General features: G+C 50.6%; 18 protein-coding genes and 3 pseudogenes. 3 read left to right on the top strand and 18 right to left on the bottom strand.

Annotated elements, in window-relative coordinates:
* Nucleotides 1-252: 252 nt before the first annotated feature.
* The 6 genes and pseudogenes from EKM96_RS10845 to ccpA form a co-directional block, all read right to left on the bottom strand.
* Nucleotides 253-2,622 (bottom strand): leucine-rich repeat protein, encoded by a 2,370-nt coding sequence (locus EKM96_RS10845; protein ID WP_404819634.1) that lies wholly within the window; start codon nt 2,620-2,622, stop codon nt 253-255.
* Nucleotides 2,623-2,673: 51 nt separating this feature from the next.
* A pseudogene (locus tag EKM96_RS10840) lies at nt 2,674-3,423 on the bottom strand (leucine-rich repeat domain-containing protein); the annotation flags it as partial.
* A 36-nt stretch (nt 3,424-3,459) separates the two neighbouring features.
* Nucleotides 3,460-4,224 (bottom strand): annotated as a pseudogene (locus EKM96_RS10835) (leucine-rich repeat domain-containing protein); the annotation flags it as partial.
* A 198-nt stretch (nt 4,225-4,422) separates the two neighbouring features.
* Nucleotides 4,423-4,536 (bottom strand): annotated as a pseudogene (locus EKM96_RS10830) (KxYKxGKxW signal peptide domain-containing protein); the annotation flags it as partial.
* Between the two features lie 348 nt (nt 4,537-4,884).
* The gene (locus tag EKM96_RS08540; protein ID WP_225417726.1) at nt 4,885-5,721 is read right to left on the bottom strand and encodes a hypothetical protein; all 837 of its coding nucleotides are present in this window, start codon (nt 5,719-5,721) and stop codon (nt 4,885-4,887) included.
* Nucleotides 5,722-5,898: 177 nt separating this feature from the next.
* The gene (ccpA, locus tag EKM96_RS08535) at nt 5,899-6,900 is read right to left on the bottom strand and encodes a catabolite control protein A (protein ID WP_061776739.1); all 1,002 of its coding nucleotides are present in this window, start codon (nt 6,898-6,900) and stop codon (nt 5,899-5,901) included.
* Nucleotides 6,901-7,094: 194 nt separating this feature from the next.
* Between ccpA and EKM96_RS08530 the strand changes: the two genes are divergently transcribed.
* Nucleotides 7,095-8,192: a M24 family metallopeptidase gene (locus EKM96_RS08530; protein ID WP_125642543.1), complete on the top strand. Its 1,098-nt coding sequence runs from the start codon at nt 7,095-7,097 to the stop codon at nt 8,190-8,192.
* Between the two features lie 63 nt (nt 8,193-8,255).
* Here the strand turns inward: EKM96_RS08530 and EKM96_RS08525 are convergent, their stop codons facing one another.
* Complete coding sequence (locus tag EKM96_RS08525) at nt 8,256-8,648, bottom strand: hypothetical protein (protein WP_125642540.1); 393 nt, start codon at nt 8,646-8,648, stop codon at nt 8,256-8,258.
* Between the two features lie 22 nt (nt 8,649-8,670).
* Nucleotides 8,671-9,075 carry a DUF948 domain-containing protein gene (locus tag EKM96_RS08520; RefSeq protein ID WP_125642537.1) on the bottom strand — a complete coding sequence of 135 codons (405 nt, stop codon included), beginning with the start codon at nt 9,073-9,075 and terminating at the stop codon, nt 8,671-8,673.
* Nucleotides 9,076-9,243: 168 nt separating this feature from the next.
* Between EKM96_RS08520 and EKM96_RS08515 the strand changes: the two genes are divergently transcribed.
* The gene (locus EKM96_RS08515) at nt 9,244-10,110 is read left to right on the top strand and encodes a mechanosensitive ion channel family protein (RefSeq protein ID WP_225417727.1); all 867 of its coding nucleotides are present in this window, start codon (nt 9,244-9,246) and stop codon (nt 10,108-10,110) included.
* Nucleotides 10,111-10,197: 87 nt separating this feature from the next.
* Here the strand turns inward: EKM96_RS08515 and cbpB are convergent, their stop codons facing one another.
* The 3 genes from cbpB to EKM96_RS08500 are packed head-to-tail and all read right to left on the bottom strand — an operon-like array spanning nt 10,198 to nt 11,821.
* Nucleotides 10,198-10,677 (bottom strand): cyclic-di-AMP-binding protein CbpB, encoded by a 480-nt coding sequence (gene cbpB, locus EKM96_RS08510; RefSeq protein ID WP_125642533.1) that lies wholly within the window; start codon nt 10,675-10,677, stop codon nt 10,198-10,200.
* Between the two features lie 17 nt (nt 10,678-10,694).
* Complete coding sequence (locus tag EKM96_RS08505) at nt 10,695-11,219, bottom strand: metallophosphoesterase (RefSeq protein ID WP_125642532.1); 525 nt, start codon at nt 11,217-11,219, stop codon at nt 10,695-10,697.
* Nucleotides 11,216-11,821 (bottom strand): XTP/dITP diphosphatase, encoded by a 606-nt coding sequence (locus tag EKM96_RS08500; protein WP_125642530.1) that lies wholly within the window; start codon nt 11,819-11,821, stop codon nt 11,216-11,218. Before EKM96_RS08500 ends, EKM96_RS08505 begins: the two co-directional genes overlap by 4 nt.
* A 308-nt stretch (nt 11,822-12,129) precedes the next feature.
* On the opposite strand from EKM96_RS08500, the gene EKM96_RS08495 reads away from it, so the two are divergent.
* Nucleotides 12,130-12,645: a YslB family protein gene (locus EKM96_RS08495; protein ID WP_125642528.1), complete on the top strand. Its 516-nt coding sequence runs from the start codon at nt 12,130-12,132 to the stop codon at nt 12,643-12,645.
* A gap of 59 nt (nt 12,646-12,704) precedes the next feature.
* Here the strand turns inward: EKM96_RS08495 and trxA are convergent, their stop codons facing one another.
* The 7 genes from trxA to EKM96_RS08460 form a co-directional block, all read right to left on the bottom strand.
* Complete coding sequence (trxA, locus tag EKM96_RS08490) at nt 12,705-13,019, bottom strand: thioredoxin (RefSeq protein ID WP_061776731.1); 315 nt, start codon at nt 13,017-13,019, stop codon at nt 12,705-12,707.
* Between the two features lie 98 nt (nt 13,020-13,117).
* The gene (locus EKM96_RS08485) at nt 13,118-15,481 is read right to left on the bottom strand and encodes an endonuclease MutS2 (protein WP_125642526.1); all 2,364 of its coding nucleotides are present in this window, start codon (nt 15,479-15,481) and stop codon (nt 13,118-13,120) included.
* A gap of 36 nt (nt 15,482-15,517) precedes the next feature.
* Complete coding sequence (locus EKM96_RS08480; protein WP_125642524.1) at nt 15,518-16,045, bottom strand: CvpA family protein; 528 nt, start codon at nt 16,043-16,045, stop codon at nt 15,518-15,520.
* A 1-nt stretch (nt 16,046) separates the two neighbouring features.
* Nucleotides 16,047-16,310 (bottom strand): cell division protein ZapA, encoded by a 264-nt coding sequence (locus EKM96_RS08475; protein WP_125642520.1) that lies wholly within the window; start codon nt 16,308-16,310, stop codon nt 16,047-16,049.
* Between the two features lie 114 nt (nt 16,311-16,424).
* A complete protein-coding gene (locus EKM96_RS08470) occupies nt 16,425-16,736 on the bottom strand; it encodes a DUF1292 domain-containing protein (protein WP_061776727.1) in 312 nt (103 codons plus the stop codon).
* Nucleotides 16,737-16,744: 8 nt separating this feature from the next.
* Nucleotides 16,745-17,182: a Holliday junction resolvase RuvX gene (gene ruvX, locus EKM96_RS08465; RefSeq protein ID WP_125642517.1), complete on the bottom strand. Its 438-nt coding sequence runs from the start codon at nt 17,180-17,182 to the stop codon at nt 16,745-16,747.
* Nucleotides 17,179-17,451 (bottom strand): IreB family regulatory phosphoprotein, encoded by a 273-nt coding sequence (locus EKM96_RS08460; RefSeq protein WP_024746979.1) that lies wholly within the window; start codon nt 17,449-17,451, stop codon nt 17,179-17,181. Before EKM96_RS08460 ends, ruvX begins: the two co-directional genes overlap by 4 nt.
* Nucleotides 17,452-17,519: the final 68 nt, after the last annotated feature.

Raw genomic sequence — 17,519 nt, 5'->3', positions numbered from 1 at the left:
GTTGTGGTGACACCATTAAAGACCTTTATGGGTTTTTCTGTCCACTAATATGTTCAACTTAAATTTTACAATCTACCTTATAAAAACTTTTCCAGCATAATAATGTTTTATAAATCTTGGTATAACAACGTTTATTGTTGCCCTGAATCCACCGAGCTGAATTGGGCTAGTCAAAAAGGCCCGTGTACGACGAAGCCGTCCACGAGTCTTTTTCAATTATGAGTATTTAATTAGAAATCATTAACGAATTTTTTAGTTGTGACGACGTTTCCGCCAACCAATCAAACTAAAGCTTCCCAGTGTCAATCCTAGGACTGACCACCAAGGCGTTTGTGCATCGTTAGTTTGTGGTAAAGTCGTGGCAGACTTGTCCGCATCGGCGGTCAAATCGGTTTGGCCCTTCACCTTGACACTGTGCCCAGCATTAGCTTTGGCAGCAGTCCCATCATGATGAGCCAATTGAACGGTGGCGGCTGAACCACTGTTGTTCAAGTATTCAACCACCGGCCGCTTAGCCTTTTGGGTTGGCTTCACTGCCGTACTAGGTTCACGAACACCCTTGTCATGAATCACATTGCCCCCGTTCCCTGGCTTATCTGGCTTGACCGGATCGGTTGGGTCAGTGGGGTCGGTAGGATCAGTTGGATCAACAGTTCCAGAACCATTGTCGCCAGATCCGCCGTTACCACCAGTCGTAGCAGCCTTAACAATCAAGTTAACCGTGACCGTTTGCCCGCCGTAACTCAAGATAACGGGATACGTGCCAGGTACCGTCAGATCGGCGCCTTGCAGATCCATGGTAATTTGGTCGGCAGCGACTGGTTGCGCATTAATATCCGTTGCCGTGGCACCAAACGTGCTGGCCGTTGGCGTCGCATCCCCAACCGTCATCGTGGCATCCTTACCAGTCAACGTTGGGGTTGCCGCTGTGATGTTTAAGATGGCCGGCTTGTAGGTCACGTTGTAATTATCGCTTGGCGTAACAGAGAACGTGTACGTGTATTGGCCAACCGTCTCCCCTGGTTCTCGGCTAACCGTAATGGCCAGTGGGAAGTCTGCAATCGGCGTCTGCGTATCGTCACTGTCGTCGGTCACCGTAAAGGCTACCTGTGGATCAGCTGTCCCCGCAACCTTCGTTTGATCACCGCCGGTAACGGCGATGGTGAAGTTTGCCGGAACAATGCTTAACGTCGCATTAGAGTCCTTGGTCTCGGTCCAATCAAAGAGACCGGCCGCGGTCGCTTCGCTTTGAACCCGCTCGATAGCTTCGGGCTTCAAGACAACCTGATACGTGCCAACGTTCGGCACCGTGCTCAGCGTGCTGGCCCCAACGGAATCCAGAACGCTATTAGCATTCGAGTCGTTCGTTGGAATCAACTCCAGGTCCCCATCCTTTAGGATGTAGACGAACCCGTCAGACATCTTCAGTTGGTAGTCACTGGCATTGATCGTTGGTGTGGTCCCCGTGTACGTCACTTCTTGGTTCCCAGATAAGGTATAGGTCCCTTGCCGCTTGGAAACCGTCAACGTAATCGTTTGCGACGTGCTGCCCTTGTAGCTGTAAGTCACCTTGTAAACCCCAGGTGTTTGCGTGACTTGGTCGGCATTCACGTCATCGCCGGCAGCGTTCTTGACCACCACCGTTAGGTCGTTATAACTGAGGCTCGTCCCATCCGGTTGTTCCGCACTAACAAAGTTTTGTTCTGGCGTCCAGTTGTCCATGTACCAGGCTTGGCCATCGACAACCTTGATGTCTGGGTCGTTTAAGACCACTTGGTAGGCCCCAGCATACGTGTTTCCTTGACCGTCGTTCAGCGACCAATCGAACTTGAAGCCAGTTGTTCCGGCAGGAATATTAAATGTGCCATCGGCGGCGTTGTAGGTCACGCCGTTGGTCAATGATGACACCAGCAGGTCCTTGTTAGTCAGATCGCCAACGTGGGTATCAAATAGGGAGTCAATCGTCACGTCGGCAGAATTACCGAAGTAAGCTGCATATTGGTTCAGCGCCAGTGAGCTATCACCGGTACCCGACGTCAACGCCGTGATCCGGTTGTAACTGAACGCGTCCGTGCCGACCGAAGCACCCGTAGGCACATTGATGCCATCGATTTGATTCCCATAAAAGGCCTTGGCGCCAACACTCGTCACGGTTTGTGGCAGATCGATATTGCCGCCGAGTTCGTTGTAGGTGAAGGCCCCTTCACCGATCGAGGTCAATCCGGCAGGAAGCGTCACGTTCTCCAGATGACTTCCAGCAAAGGCGAAATCACCGATACTGGTGACATTTACTGGAAGAACGAAGACGGGTTCGCCATCGGCATTAGTCGTGCCCGAACCCTCCACACCGGAATATTCAAAGGTCCCGGTGCCAATTGACGTCAGCTTCGTGGCCTTGCTGGTATCGACCGTCTTCAAATTGTCGTCATAAGTAAACGCATTGTTGCCCAGCGTTTCCAATCCGGCGGGAAGCACGAAGTTAGTCAGGGCCGAGTTCGCCAAGAAGGCCTGCTTACCAATGGTGGTCACCGTATCCGGCAACGTAATGTTGGTCAGCGCGGTATCATAAATGAAGGCATTGTCGCCAACGGTGGTTAACCGACTACCATCACCAAAGCTCACGGTCGTCAGACCACCGGCAGCGTTACCGTCGGCGTCCTTTAAATTATCAGCCGCAAAAGCACTATCACCGATTGAAACCAAATTGGCCGGCAGGTTCATAGTCGTCAAGTGGCCATCGTAGGCGAAGGACGCAGCGCCGATCGTCAGATCGGGATCGGCGGCACCACTCGTGAACGTCACATTGGCCAGATTCAAGTTAGACTCGAACGCGCCATCCCCGATTGACGTTAGTGTAGCTGGGAAGGTAACGGACGTTAAGCCGGTGCCGTAAAAGCTGTTGTTGCCAATAGTCGTTAATTGACTATCACTAGGAATCGTCAAAGTTGTCAATTGCTTAGCCCGGGCAAAGGCGCTATCACCAATGGTAGTGACGTTACTTCCTAGGGTCACCGCCGTTAAGCCGGTGTCATCCCCACCAATAACGGAACCATCAGCGGAGGTGTATTGGGCAAAGGCAGAATTGCCAATTGTTTGAACACCGGAACCCAGGTTAACCGTGGTTAAGGCACTGTTGCCGGAGAAAGCCCCGGCCTCAATGGTCGTGGCACTTGGAATGTCTAAGGTCGTTAACCCGTCATTCATGAAGGCACCCTCACCGATACTAGCGAGCGTCGTGTCACCAGAAAAGTCCACGTCGGTCAGGCCGCCATTACTTGCGAATGCTAACGACCCAATTGAATTCAAGTTTTTGGAAAGCTTAACGGATTGCAAATTGTTGTATTCAAACGCTTGATTACCAATGCTCGTCACACTGTCTGGTAACGTTAACGTGGTCAGGTGGGCACTCGTAAAGGCTTCATTGCCAATCGTCGTCAGATGCGTTGCCGAGCTGAAATCCACGCTAGTCATTGGCGTGTACATAAAGGCTTTATCGCCGATACTGGTCAACGAATCTGGCATCACAATACTCGTCAATTGGCTACTTTGGAAGGCCCCATCACCAATGGTCGTAACCGTCGATGGCAGATCAATCGATGTCAAGCCGGTCATGACAAAAGCCTGTTCACCAATCGAAGTTAACGAATGGTTTTCGCTTAGGTCCACGACTTGTAAATTCTTCAGGTAAGCAAAGGCATTGTCACCAATCGTTTGAATCCCATCACCAATAACGACTTTGGTGACACTATCCATCTTGCCAGTTCCGGCAGCAAATGCCCCACTAGCAATGTCAGTCACCTTATAGGTTTGATAGGTTGCCCCACCATCCGTACTGATCTCGGCCGTCCCAGGAATAACCATGGTATCGCCATCAAAGACCTTACTCAGGCCATCCAGGGTTGCCGTACCATCGTCATGAGCGGTATAGGTAAACCCACTGTTGTCCGTTGGGACATCGGCAGCCAAAGCTTGGATAGTCATCGCGTTTGTGTTAACGGGACTGCCAGCGGTGGCCGTTTCCGTAGCGTCCGTCTTGTTCAGATCAGACCCGGTAGAATCATCACCGGTGCTGCCATTGCTGCCAGAGCCGGAACCGGTGCCATCGTTAGTCCCCGTCGAACCGTTGTCGTTAATCGTTCCGGACCCATTTCCAGTATCGGAACCATTCGATCCGGTCGCACCATCGCTTAAGCTACCGTTATTTTCACCTGTACCTGTACCCACACTGCCCGTATCGGTCCCGTTGGCACCAGTACCCGTTCCAGCAGCGTTGCCAGAATCACTCCCAGTACCGGCACCGGATTCATCAGTTGTTTCATTCTTAGTCGCCACAGAACCTAATGTGGCTTGTTTAGCATCGTTTTCTGAAGTTCCAGCCGCTGTTTGGCCACTTGTTGTACTACCCGTTGCGGTATCAGCGTGTGCCGAAATATCTTGGCCAGCAAGTGTGCCCAGGCCAATCGTTGCAACCGTGATGGCAGCGAAGACCCAGTGCTTCCCATCCTTGTACATCTTAAAGTGTCGTTTTGTTTGCATCGTTGATGTGCTCCTCTCAAATAGCGGGCTAGCCAGTCCTCAAAATCATGATAAATCTCAGATCAACGGTTTATGTTCCTCAACATGGCATTTTAATACCTTAACACCTGAGTGCAACTAATAGTCATTTGTGCAACCAAGTTTGTCTCTAAACATTACCAAATAGCCAACCAATCTCTCTAAATTCCGGTTTACTCATTAAACCCTTGATTAATATAATATATCCAGTAAGCCGATGGGTCAATCAATAAATGCAAGAAATATTCATGAATACAAAAAAGTTCACCCCTTAACTAACTGATTAATGGGTGAACGTTTTACGCTTATTTCCTATTTATATACGAATGATTACTCACGACGAAAAGTTCGATGACCGAGCATCACCAGCAGGCCCAAGACGATCTCAGCGACCCCCACGAAGATCAGCACACTTAGACCACTGCGAGCCACCGGCGTCATGAGGTGGGTTGCGAGCGTGCTCGTCGAGACAATCGCAAACGGTGCCAAGAAGAACGCCCCAGTGCTCACCAGGCCCGTTAGCAGCCCGCCCACACTAAGTCCAGGCCCAAGGCTTCCTAAGAAGTGATGAACGCCTACCGCATAGATGAGCGTCACCACAGCGAGCAAGGCACTAGCAATCATCAGCCAGAGATTCAGTCGGCGAATCAGCTGAACGCGAGCCATGGCCGCTGTCATGGTCGCGGAATTCAAGGTGGCCTTGGTCAGCTTCTGGGCATCTTGACTAATCCGCTTGGTAAAGCTCTCGCTCGCCGTGACCCCCGTCTGAGCGGCCTGCGTCTTGATAGCCGTGGTCAAATCGGTTGTATCCACGGTGGTCACCGACTGACCATATAATCGTTCGATCCCTTGTGCCAAGAAGGGTTCCGCAATACTAGCACTCACAGGACTGCCAGTCACCCCCAGTTCCTCGAGGTCATCATTTAGTCGATTGATGACCTTCTCACCGACCGACGAACGGGAAACGACCCCTGCCGTATAGGATGCATTGAAGACCGTGAACCGTAGTCCAAGCGTGATGGTTAAAATGGCGAACAACAATGCCAGCCAACGGTCCAGTCCCGGACGGCGTTGATACTCGGTTGTCGGCGCTGGTTGCTGGGATGGTTCCTCGTCTTCATCTGAATGATAACGGGCCATTCGACTCTGTGTTTCCAAACTCAGCACCTCCTCATCTCATAAAATTATTTGTCCACTATTCTAGCATATTCCCTTTGCAGAAAGGTTAAGGACGGCTTAATCACATGAAAATTTATACTTTTTCATGGCTTTTTCACATTGCCACCTGATTTTCCTCAATAAAAAACGCCGTCGCTTTCACGACAACGTTTTTCATAGATCGGTCTACTTGGTGGAACTACGCTTCATTAACCCATAAGGTAAAATGACCGTATTTTCTTCAACCGTTTCATTATTCATTAACTTGGTCAGTAACCGCATCGCCACGGCACCAATGTCGTAGAGTGGTTGGGTGATGGAGCTCATCTTAGGCCGAACCAATTCCGTTAACTTGGTATCGTTACTCGTGATGACTTCAAATTCATCCGGAACCTTAACACCGGCGTCGGTGAGGCCATTCATGACCCCCGCGGCCAACTCATCGTCACCAACGAATGCCGCCGTGGCCCCCGCTGCTGTCAGGGCAGGCTCTAAGGACTGACCAGCCTTGTAAGTGTAGTCGGTCTCAAAGACCAACTTACTGTCGTAGCTGATACCAGCATCCTTCAAGGCCTTCTTGTACCCCTTAAGCCGGTAATCATGATTAATCGCCTGGTCCATTGACCCGGAGACAAAGGCAATCCGCTGGTTGCCGTGATCGATTAGGTTCTTAACGGCTTCCGCAACTGCAGCAATGTAGTCAATGTTCACGCTGGGTTGGGTCTTCTCAGAATCCACGGAACCTGCCAAAACAACGGGTGCCTTGGACCGTTTGAATTCCTCGCGGAGTTCATCGGTCACCTGGTTACCCATGAAGATGATGCCATCAACTTGTTTGGCCATTAAGGTATTGAGAACTTGAACCTCTTTGCCCCCGTTTTCATCTGAGTTCGTCAGGATGATGTTATATTTATACATCATCGCGATATCATCGATTCCTCGTGCTAATGACGAGAAGTAGGCGTTGGTAACGTCGGGAATGATGACCCCAACCGTGGTGGTCTTCTTGCTAGCGAGGCCACGAGCAACAGCATTTGGCCGGTAGTCGAGGCGATCAATCACTTCGAGAACCTTCTTGCGTGTCGCTGGCTTAACGTTGGGATTACCATTAACCACTCGGGAAACCGTGGCCATGGATACCGCTGCTTCGCGCGCAACATCGTAAATTGTTACAGTTTGTTTTTCCATAGCGATAGCCCTTTCTTTCTTGTTTTGAGTCGTTTTCATCCGTTTTCAAGCAACTTGACCAGTATACAGAAACTCTTACTTTCGCGCAACATTGAAAACGCTTTCACATAGAAGAATACCTTAATTTTCACTATTATTCAAGCAACATTCTGCGATATGGTATAATTAACCCAATATTTTGAAGGGGTGATTCAATGACTAAACTTGAACAGATTCAGCAGTGGACAGCAGAACAGCACGCTAGCATGACTTACCTTAGCAACCCAAAGACCATCCAATACTTAACCGGCTTCGGCAGTGACCCCATCGAACGGGTTCTCGCCCTCGTCGTCTTCCCCGACCAGGACCCCTTTATTTTCGCCCCGGCCCTCGAAGTAGAAGTCATTAAGGCTACTGGTTGGCAATTCCCAGTCATCGGCTACCTGGATCACGAAAATCCATGGGCCATGATTGCGGACCAAGTCAAGCAACGCCACGTTGACCCTGCCCACATTGCTGTGGAAAAAGGTCAATTACAAGTTGCTCGGATGGAAGCCCTCGCCGCTCAATTTAGTAACCCTCAATTCGATATCGATATTACCAGCTACATCGAACACATGCGGCTGATCAAGTCGGCCGACGAAATCAAGAAATTGGAAATCGCCGGTAAGTGGGACGATTTCGCCTTTGAACATGGCTTCGCTGCCGTTAAGGCTGGCCGGACTGAAGAGTCTGCCGTAGCCGAATTACAGTACGCGTTGATGAAGGAAGGCATTATGGAAATGTCCTTCGGTAGCCTCGTTCAAGCCGGTGCCCATGCCGCAGAACCACACGGTGCCACTAACGACACCAAATTCCAAAACAATGAACTGGTTCTCTTCGACCTAGGGACGGTCTATGACGGTTACATCTCCGACGCCTCTCGGACCGTAGCTCTTGGGACCCCAACCGCTAAGGAAAAGGAAATCTACGACGTTTGTCTGGAAGCTCAGTTAACCGCTCAGGCTGCCGTTAAGCCCGGCATGACCGCTGAAGAAGTTGACAAGATTGCCCGCGACATTATTACCAAGGCCGGGTACGGTGAATACTTCATCCATCGTACGGGTCACGGGATGGGCATGAGTGACCACGAATTCCCTTCCATCATGGAAGGCAACAAGTTAGTCCTCGAACCCGGCATGTGCTTCTCCATTGAACCCGGGATTTACATTCCTGGCGTTGCTGGCGTGCGGATCGAAGACTGTATCCACGTCACCGCCGATGGTAGCCTGCCTTTCACCCACACCTCTAAGGAACTCACTTACGTTGGTTAATGCTTAAGCTATTAAAAAAGCTCGTCGAAATTAAATTCGACGAGCTTTTTATTTGGTTTGACTTTATTCGGCGTCCGAGTCGCTGGTATCATCGGCGGCATCGTCTGAGTCGTCACTAGCTTCATCAGCATCGGCGGCGGTATCATTCAGGTCGGCAACTTCGGCACTCTTTAGAACGATGTCATCATCGGCATCATCCGCCGTGTCGTCATCGTTTAAAGTTTGCCAAGCTGGTGCATCCGTCTTGGCTGCCAGGTGATCATTCAAGGATTCCTTGAAATCATCGGCGGCATCGGCGGCATAAAAAGCGTAATCTACGGCGCGGTCCTTCAAGGCATTCACCCGTTCGCGACAAGCATCTTTCAAGGCTTCCCGCTGTTCCAGGTCGAGTGCATGGTAGGCAGCAACGGCTGCGCCACCCAGTACTAATCCTGCTAATAACTTGTGTTTTGCCATTCTCATGACTCCCTTTCCGTGATTAATCCTTGTTTTTATGGTTCCGATATAAATCAAACGCAGTCTTGCCAACCCGGGCGGCTAACGTCGTCTTGGCCGTTTGCTTAGCCGTGTCGCCGACCTTTTCCGTTAAGTTCCGGGTGGCGGTATTCAAGTCAGAAACGCTTTCACCTAAATCAGCGGCGGCCTGGAAGACTGGATCAATCGTGGCAACCTTCTTATTCACATCTTCCAGTAACTCATTGGCGTTCGCCATGATGTCTTCTGCTTGGTGACTGATCACATCCACATCGGACGTCATTGTCTTCATCGAGCGATTAACCTCACCCAACGTTTTATTCATCTTAACTAAGAACATGCCAATGAAGAGGACCAAGATTAAGAATGCAACTGCTGCAATCAGGCCCGCTACTTGTCCACCGGTCATGACAACCCCTCCTTGTGCTCATTTACTTATCAATAGAATAGCATTCTCGCCGGTCACACGCAATTAAATCCCTAATTTTGAAAGCAATTCCAATCTCACTCACCCGCAACCGTCAAAGTCTGCTAAACTAGACTCTAAATACAATGAGCAAAGGAGGCTCATCCGTTGATGGACCTAGTCGCAACGTCTCCCACTTCATCTAAGTGGTTTCAAAATTATGTAAATTCCTTCAGTGGTGAAAAATTTCTGCATTTGATCACCAGTCGCTTCCTGACCCTGGTGTCACTGACCCTACTCTTCTTCGTGATTAACCTGGTCGGTAAGGCCATTCTGAACCGTAGCTTCAAGCGCTACCTGATTCCCAAATCCGGATCGAGTAATCGTGTGCAAACCATTAGCATGCTTAGCATGAACCTGTTTCATTATACCATTCTGTTCTTCTGGATTTACGCCCTGCTGTCCACCCTGGGGGTGCCGGTGGGTACGCTTATCGCCGGTGCCGGAATCTTCAGTTTGGCCTTAGGGCTCGGCGCCCAAGGTTTTGTCAGTGATCTGGTTACCGGGATCTCCATCCTGTTCGAACAGCAGCTCGACATCGGTGATTCCGTGAAGATCGGGACGATCGAAGGCACGGTCACCAACATGGGGTTGCGCACCACCCAAGTCACCAGCGCGGACGGGACGATTAATTTTATTCCCAATCGGAATATTACCATCATTTCCAACCGATCGCGTAACAACATGCACGCCACCGTCAATATACCGATCGCGCCCACCACGCCGGTGGAACAACTCCCAAGCATCATCGCCGATACCAACGCCAAGTTGTTACCCGATCACCCCAGCGTGATCGGCGACCCCATCCTGACCGGGGTCGTCACCTTGCCCACCGGCGAACTCGTCTATCAGGTTGTGGTGGTCGCCAAGAGCGGCAGCCAATTTACCATTCAGGCCACCTTCCTAACTGCCTATCTAAAGGCCATTCGCCAGGCTGGTATCACACTCCCCAGTCATGCAACGGTCCCGAATAAATAAACCGCAATCGTGGTCACCCCATCGACCGATGAGGTGACTTTTTTTGCAAAAAAAGAGCAACCAGTCATGGTTGCTCCCAAAACGTCTCTATGATTCAGGTTGTTTCTTTGGCGTCACATTGTATTGCTCATTTAAATTATGCGCCAGATAATTAACGCGTTTCAAGATTTCTCGTCGGGTAATGATACCTTGGAAGATCCCATCTTCATTGACCAACGGCACAAAGGGCTCGTCGATCATGTAATTTAAAATGGTTTCCAGCTTAGCCGGGTCGTCCACCCAGTGATCAACGGGCAACATGGCATCTGCCACGGTGTAGCGGCTCAGTTGATCGACCGCCGCACCTGGCACATGCAGCAAACGATCCGTAATGGCCGCTAAGGAAATCATCCCTTGCAGGCGATCATCGGGATCCAGGACGGGGACACGACTGTAGCCCACTTTCGACAGGACCATCAGGGCATGTTCCAAGGTATTAGTCGCCGTCACATTGGCAACCACCTCCGCTGGAATCACGTAGCTTGCTGGATCTTCTCGTAACATCTGCTCAACAGCAGGGTCAATCATGGGTCAAGTCATCCTTTCTAGAATTGCGATCGTTGATAGACAAAGGCCAGATCGGGCACCGGTTGTCCATCTCTAGTATAATATTGAACCTTCACTTGCCGGTCGTCAACCGTTAATAGGGCGCACGTCCCACCGAGACGGCGGAACTCACCCCGTGGCTGACTGATACTGCCAGGATTCACGAACAAGTGGCCATCGGTCACCTCGACCGCCAGCTCATGCGTGTGGCCAAAGAAGACCACGTCCGCCCGTTCTTCATCCGCATGTAAGCTTAACTTGGTTAGATCCCAATGAACGGCATCGTAGTGACCATGCGTCAATAGCACCTTGAGACCCTCAATGGTCGGCGTTGCCACCAGCGGAAATTCACTATCATAATCCATATTGCCCTGAACCACATGGACGCCTTGGAACCAAGGGTCATCGTGGGCCATTTCGGAATCGCCACAGTGAAAGATCACATCCGGTTGGAGTGCAGCCTGCATCTTCGATAGGATTTCGACATCCCCATGGTTATCACTGATTACCAGCCATTTACTCATTGTGCCGCCTCCCACCATTCATCGAAGAGCGGTAGCATGGCCGCCGTGGCCTTGGCCCGGTGACTGTGCTGATTCTTCGTGGCCAACGGCATCTCGGCAAAGGTCTGATGTTCACTGGGAACATAGAACAGCGGGTCATAACCAAACCCATCATTCCCGCGCGGCGCACTCAGAATTAGGCCCCGAACCTCACCCGTGGTCACCAGCTGATGCCCACTGGGCTGACGCAAAACCAATGAGGTATGGAAGGCCGCGCCCCGTTGGTCGGCCGGAACTCCCTTAAGCTTTGCCAACAGCTTGGCATTATTCTTCGCGTCATCATGATCGCCAGCATAGCGAGCAGAATATATGCCTGGCTCGCCCTCTAAGGCATCAACCATCAACCCGGAATCATCGGCCAAGACCGTCAATTGCGTCGCCTCAGCAACCGCTGCCGCCTTTAGCGTGGCATTCTCGGTAAAGGTCGACCCCGTTTCGGCAATCTGTTTGAGATTAGGAAAATCGGCCAACGTTTGCACCGTGAACCCCTTGGGCTCAAAGATCGCCCGAAACTCGCGGGCCTTGCCGGCATTGTTCGTCGCTATCACCAATGTTCGTTCCATCTTGGGCCTTCGCCTCCATATCGCTAACTAGTCAGTCTTCTAACAAGCGCGACTGGCCTAACTTTGGCCAGTCACCTTGCGAACAGTTTTTACCAAACATCAAGCCAAGGAACTGAACCGATCTGCCCTGATGTTCAAGCCTACCTGAAATTTTATTATCGCCTTTTTGACGAGGAGATTCAAGCAACGACTCGGCCAAAACGGCCAAGGGGTGATAAAAATTATTTAAGTTTCCCTATGGTCTAAATTTGTCCCTAAAGTACGGTATAATAGGCCGTATAAACTATCGGATGAAGGAGTCTATAATCGTGAATAATCTCTATCAGACCGTCATGGGTGATCCCGACGGCGCCCCTTACCTACCACAATTTTTAATGCGCGATGCCCTCTTGTCGGAATTACTAGGCGATGACAAGGGCGATATCAGTTACTGGGCCGGCAAAGCCTTGGCTCGCCGTTTCCCAGTGGGCAGCCCTAAAGATGCCCAAGTCTTCTTCAAGCAGGCCGGCTTTGGCGATTTGACACTACTTAAGCAATCGGCCGACATGACTCAGTGGCAGCTCACCGGCGAACCGGTTAAACTACACAAGGCCTTAGATACCGCCGCCGACTTCACGTTAGAGGCGGGATTTCTAGCCGAAATGATGGCACAACAGTTAGGCGTCTTAACCGAGGCGGAACCCATTGAAACGCCGCGCAAGCTGCGAAGTAACACCGTCACCTTCGCCGTTTACACGGACCCCGATAACGTGATTCCGGACTTTGATGCCCCAACACCACTGACCATCGTCGATCATGAGACGCCCGAATCTGAAACCGACTAACCTAACTAAAAAAGGACGACCACCAAATGGTGATCGTCCTTTTTGATTAACCCACAACCTTACGCTTCAAGGTATTGGTCAAGAATCTTCTTTAATTGGTCTTTTGAATGATAACCCACAATGGAGTCCACAACCTTACCGTCTTTCTTAACCAGCAAGGTTGGAATACTCATAATCCCAAATGATTGGGGCGTGTTAGGGTTCGCATCAACGTCCATCTTGTTAAAGGTCACGTTGTCCATTTCATCAGCCAGTTGCTCAACAACGGGTGATTGCATCCGACAAGGACCACACCAAGTTGCCCAAAAGTCGGTCAACGTCACGCCATCGGCCGTGTCGGCTTCAAACGTCTTATCTGTCGTTTCTGTAACCATAAAATATTGCCTCCCTATCAAAAGTTATCAGTGTCCGCAAAACATAGTCTACCAGAAATCGGCAAAATCACAACTAAATTGCTTACAATTTATTAGCACTACTTAAAGCGAACAACTGTCGACCCGTCGCCACCCGCATTGGGCGCCGAAAAACCAAAGTCCTTGACCCTTTTATTTCTCTTCAAATAGTTGGTGACCCCGGTTCGTAAGGCCCCCGTCCCCTTACCATGAATAATGGTCACGGAAGGATACCCGGCCAACAGTGCCGAATCAATGTACCGGTCGACCTCTTGCATGGCCTCCTCATACCGATGACCACGCAGGTCCAGGGTTGGTGACATACCACTGGAGCCACTTCGCTTAACGCTTGCCCGGGGTTGCTTCTTCGACTTAGCCGGATCCTTCGTCCGTTCCAAATCGTTAACCGCAATCTTCATCTTCAAGATGCCCAGCTGAACCTCCCAATGTTGGTCGTCCAATTGTTGCATCAGAACCCCCACTTGGCCATAAGACTTCACGAGGACGTTATCCCCCTTATGGAAATCAAGCTTGGCCTTTTCCCGCCGCAAGACCCGGTTCTTCTTCAGCTTCGTGTCTTGTTGCAGGGCATTCAATGATCCTTGGGCTGCGATTAACTCGTCCTCTTTGACCACGCTCTGACCGGCGGCCAATTGTTTCTTGCGCAGGTCCGAAATGATTTGATTAGCGCGTTTCCGCGACTCATCAACCAGCCGGTTCGCATCGCGCTTAGCATCCAACATCAGTTGGTCCTTTTGGCGCTGATACTGGTCAAACTGTTTCTGTAGGTCTTCATGTAAGGCGGTCGTTTCTTTTAATCGGCCTTGCAGATCGTCATAGTCACGGTCCACCCGACGCTTCTGCTCTGTCAGGTCGCTAATCATGGCGTTCAGGTCCTGGCTATCCTGATCCGTCAAGCCGCGAGCGGCCGTGATGACCTGGCTAGGCATCCCTAATCTGGCGGCGATATCCAGGGCATTACTGCGCCCAGGAATCCCAATCAATAGGTGATACGTTGGCTGCAGGGACTCACCATCAAACTCCATGCTGGCGTTGATGGTTTCCGGGCGATTATAACCATAGGCCTTTAATTCAGGATAGTGGGTCGACGCCATCACGTAACTGCCCAGCGTCCCGATTTCATCCAGGATGGCAATCGCTAACGCGGCCCCTTCCTGGGGATCGGTCCCGGCACCCAGTTCGTCGACGACGATCAGGCTGCGTTCGTCCGCCTGCTTCAGGATGGCCACGATGTTTTCCATATGACCTGAGAAGGTACTCAGACTCTGCTCAATTGATTGTTCATCCCCGATATCCGCAAAGATATCATCGAAGACGCCGATGACACTGTTTTCGTTGGCCGGAATGAACAGGCCGGATTGTCCCATCAGTTGGACAAGGGCCAACGTCTTCAGGGTAATCGTCTTCCCACCGGTGTTCGGGCCGGTAACGATGATCGCCTTGTAGTCGCGACCGATCGCGATGTCGTTGGCCACTACCTTATGCTGGTCAATCAGGGGATGCCGTGCCTGACGCAGGTTAACCTGATTTTCCACAGACAATTTCGGCTCCGTTGCGTGGAGCTGATGCGCGTATCTGGCCTTAGCGTTGATGAAGTCCAGATGGCCCAGCAACTCGGCGTTCCGGAGGATTTCTTCTTGATAGGGTTCTAGCAAAGCCGTCAACTCGGCCAAAATCCGTTGTTCCTCATGCCGCTCGTCAATTTGGTTTTGACGAAGGCGGTTGTTCAGGCTCACCACCGCTTGGGGTTCAATGAACAACGTCTGGCCACTGGCACTTTGGTCATGCACAATCCCACCAAAGCGTTGCTTGTATTCGGCCCGCACGGGAATCACGTACCGGTCGTCACGAATCGTGACAATCGTTTCGCTCAAGTACTTGGCATCCTTACCACGCGTGTATTGGTCCATCATCGAACGAATGGCGGCCTCCGTCTGCGTAATATGCTGACGGATTAATTTCAATGCCGGTGAGGCCTCATCCGTGATATGTCCGTCACCCTCTAGTGAGGTCCGTAGACGTCGTGTCACCTCTGGCAGGGTCACCAGTCCCTTAACAACGCGATCGAGCCGCCGCAAAGCGACCTCTCGTTCAGCGAGATCGGCAAAGAACTTGACCACCGATGCCGTGGTCCAAAGAACCCGACTAATCTGAGCCAATTCCAACCCGTTCAGGGCAGCCTCCATGGCCAACCGGTGTAAATGTGGCCGAATGTCATCCAGCTTAGGCAGCGGAATCCCGCTCTCTAAACGGTAGATATCCGCCCCATCCTTTGTCTCGTCTAACCACTTCTGTAGATGTTCGGCATTCGTTGTTGGCTGTAAGTCACTGAGCTCATGCTGCCCAGCCGCCGAAACCAAGAAGCCCCGTAAGGCTTGCTTGATCCGGTCATATTCCATAATTTTTAATGTTTTCTGATTCATCAGCTTCTCCTCTCGCTGACTGACAGCGCTAACGGCCTACTTCAGCCACCAATGGTGAATCTCGGTCGATAAGACCGGCGTCTTTTTGACGATCCACTGGGCAACTGGGGCCGCATCATAGCTCTGTTGAAAAGAGTCAATTGGTAATAAGATTAATAGATTTAAGATGATAAAGACGACCACGTAACGAATAACGAGGTTTATCGTCCCACCCAATAAGGCGTTAACCTGATGGAGCACCGGAATACGGGTAATCCGATTCACTCGCCGGGCAAAGTGACGCACGATAAAGTACCCGACTGTCAGGACGGCCGAGAAGACCAGGCCATTCAAAAAGAAGGCCCCAGCATCGTTCGCTGCCACCGTGCCGGCGGACTGATTCAGCTGAGCACCACTTGAGAACACGCCGCTAATGCCAGTGGCAAGTGGCCGAGCCACGACCCGGGCGATCAGCCAAACGGCCAAATAGCCAACGGTGGTCAGGGCCTGTAAGACTAATCCCCGACGATAACCGCGCCAAAAGCCCCAGGCCAACACCAAGATGATCCCTACATTCAACAGCACGCTACTTAGTTTCCTCTGTAGGCGTGTTTGAGGTCGATTCCGTGTCATTAGCTGCCTTCAGCTTTAATTGGTCTGAGACGGCGTTAAAAGCCATCAAAATAGCGGCATCTTCCTTAGACATATTGGGTGATAATTTTTTTAGTTGCGAATATTGTTCATTCAGTACCGTGGTCACAGCCCGCATATGTTCATCTGTGGCCTGGCCAACAATCGTGTACGTCTTACCCGCGATGACGGCCTTAAACCGGTGGGTGTTTTCAGTCATTTTTTCTTCCCCCTGTTAGACACAATGCCTTATTTTAACATTAAACGGGCCATACGCCCACGGTTTGAGCGTACAAAAAAAGACGGAAGTCCTTCCGTCTTTTCTCGCCGTAAATTAGTCCTTCTTGCCTGCGTTAGGATCAATGGTCCCATCAGCTAAGAAAGTGTTCAATACGGATTCAACCATATCCCATTCGTCATCGGATTCAATCAGTTGGAGATCGCCACCGGAAGGGTTAGCTGGATCATCGTCTGCTGGTAAGGCATACGCTTGAATATCAACCTCTTCATCATCGCTCTTGCCAGATGGGTAAATCAAGATGTATGACTTACCAAAATCATCGGATTCAAACGTGAATAAAACGTCGTATAATTCTTCGTTGCCGTTTTCGTCTACTAAAGTAATTTGTTCTTGGTCTTCGTTCATGGGAAACCTCACTTTTCTCGGGTTAATTTTCCGTGCCGATCTAAATAGTTCTGCAGGATTAACCCGGCTGCTAATTTATCAATCACGCGCTTGCGCTTTTTCCGAGATGTGTCGGCTTGTTCAACCAACATACGCTCGGCCTCAACCGTTGTCAACCGTTCGTCTTCGAAGTCAACGGGTAGGTGGAACCGATCCGTTAACATTTGACCATAACGCTGTGAAGCTTCCGCCCTAGGCCCCAGAGTATTGTTCATATTCTTGGGAAGGCCCACAACAAATCCTTCAACATCGTGGCTAGCAACTAGTTCGCTAACCCGGTCTAAACCAAAGACTTCTTCGTCTTCGTTAATGCGGATGATTTCAATCCCTTGAGCCGTCCAGCCCAAGGCATCACTGATCGCAATCCCAACGGTCCGCGATCCAACATCTAATCCCATTAACTTCATGAAGGCTTCACCGGTCCATTCTGGTTCAGATAGAATCGAACCAATTCTTCAATGATTTCGTCGCGTTCGTGCTTACGAATCAAGTTCCGAGCATCGTTGATGCGCGGAATATATGCAGGATCGCCTGATAGTAGGTAACCGACAATCTGATTAATAGGATTATATCCCTTTTCTTCTAGTGCTTGATAAACCGTTACCAGTGTATCATGAACATCTTTGGGTTGATTAGCGCCAAAGTCGAAATACATCGTTTTGTCTAATGAACTCACTATAAAACACCCCCGCACTTCCTCATTTAGTCTCAATTCTACCTGATCGCTTGTGAAACTACAACGGC

It is taken from the genome of Levilactobacillus tangyuanensis (assembly GCF_003946545.1).
Classification (GTDB): Bacteria; Bacillota; Bacilli; order Lactobacillales; family Lactobacillaceae; genus Levilactobacillus; species Levilactobacillus tangyuanensis.
This window is presented reverse-complemented; position numbering and strand designations above follow the sequence as displayed.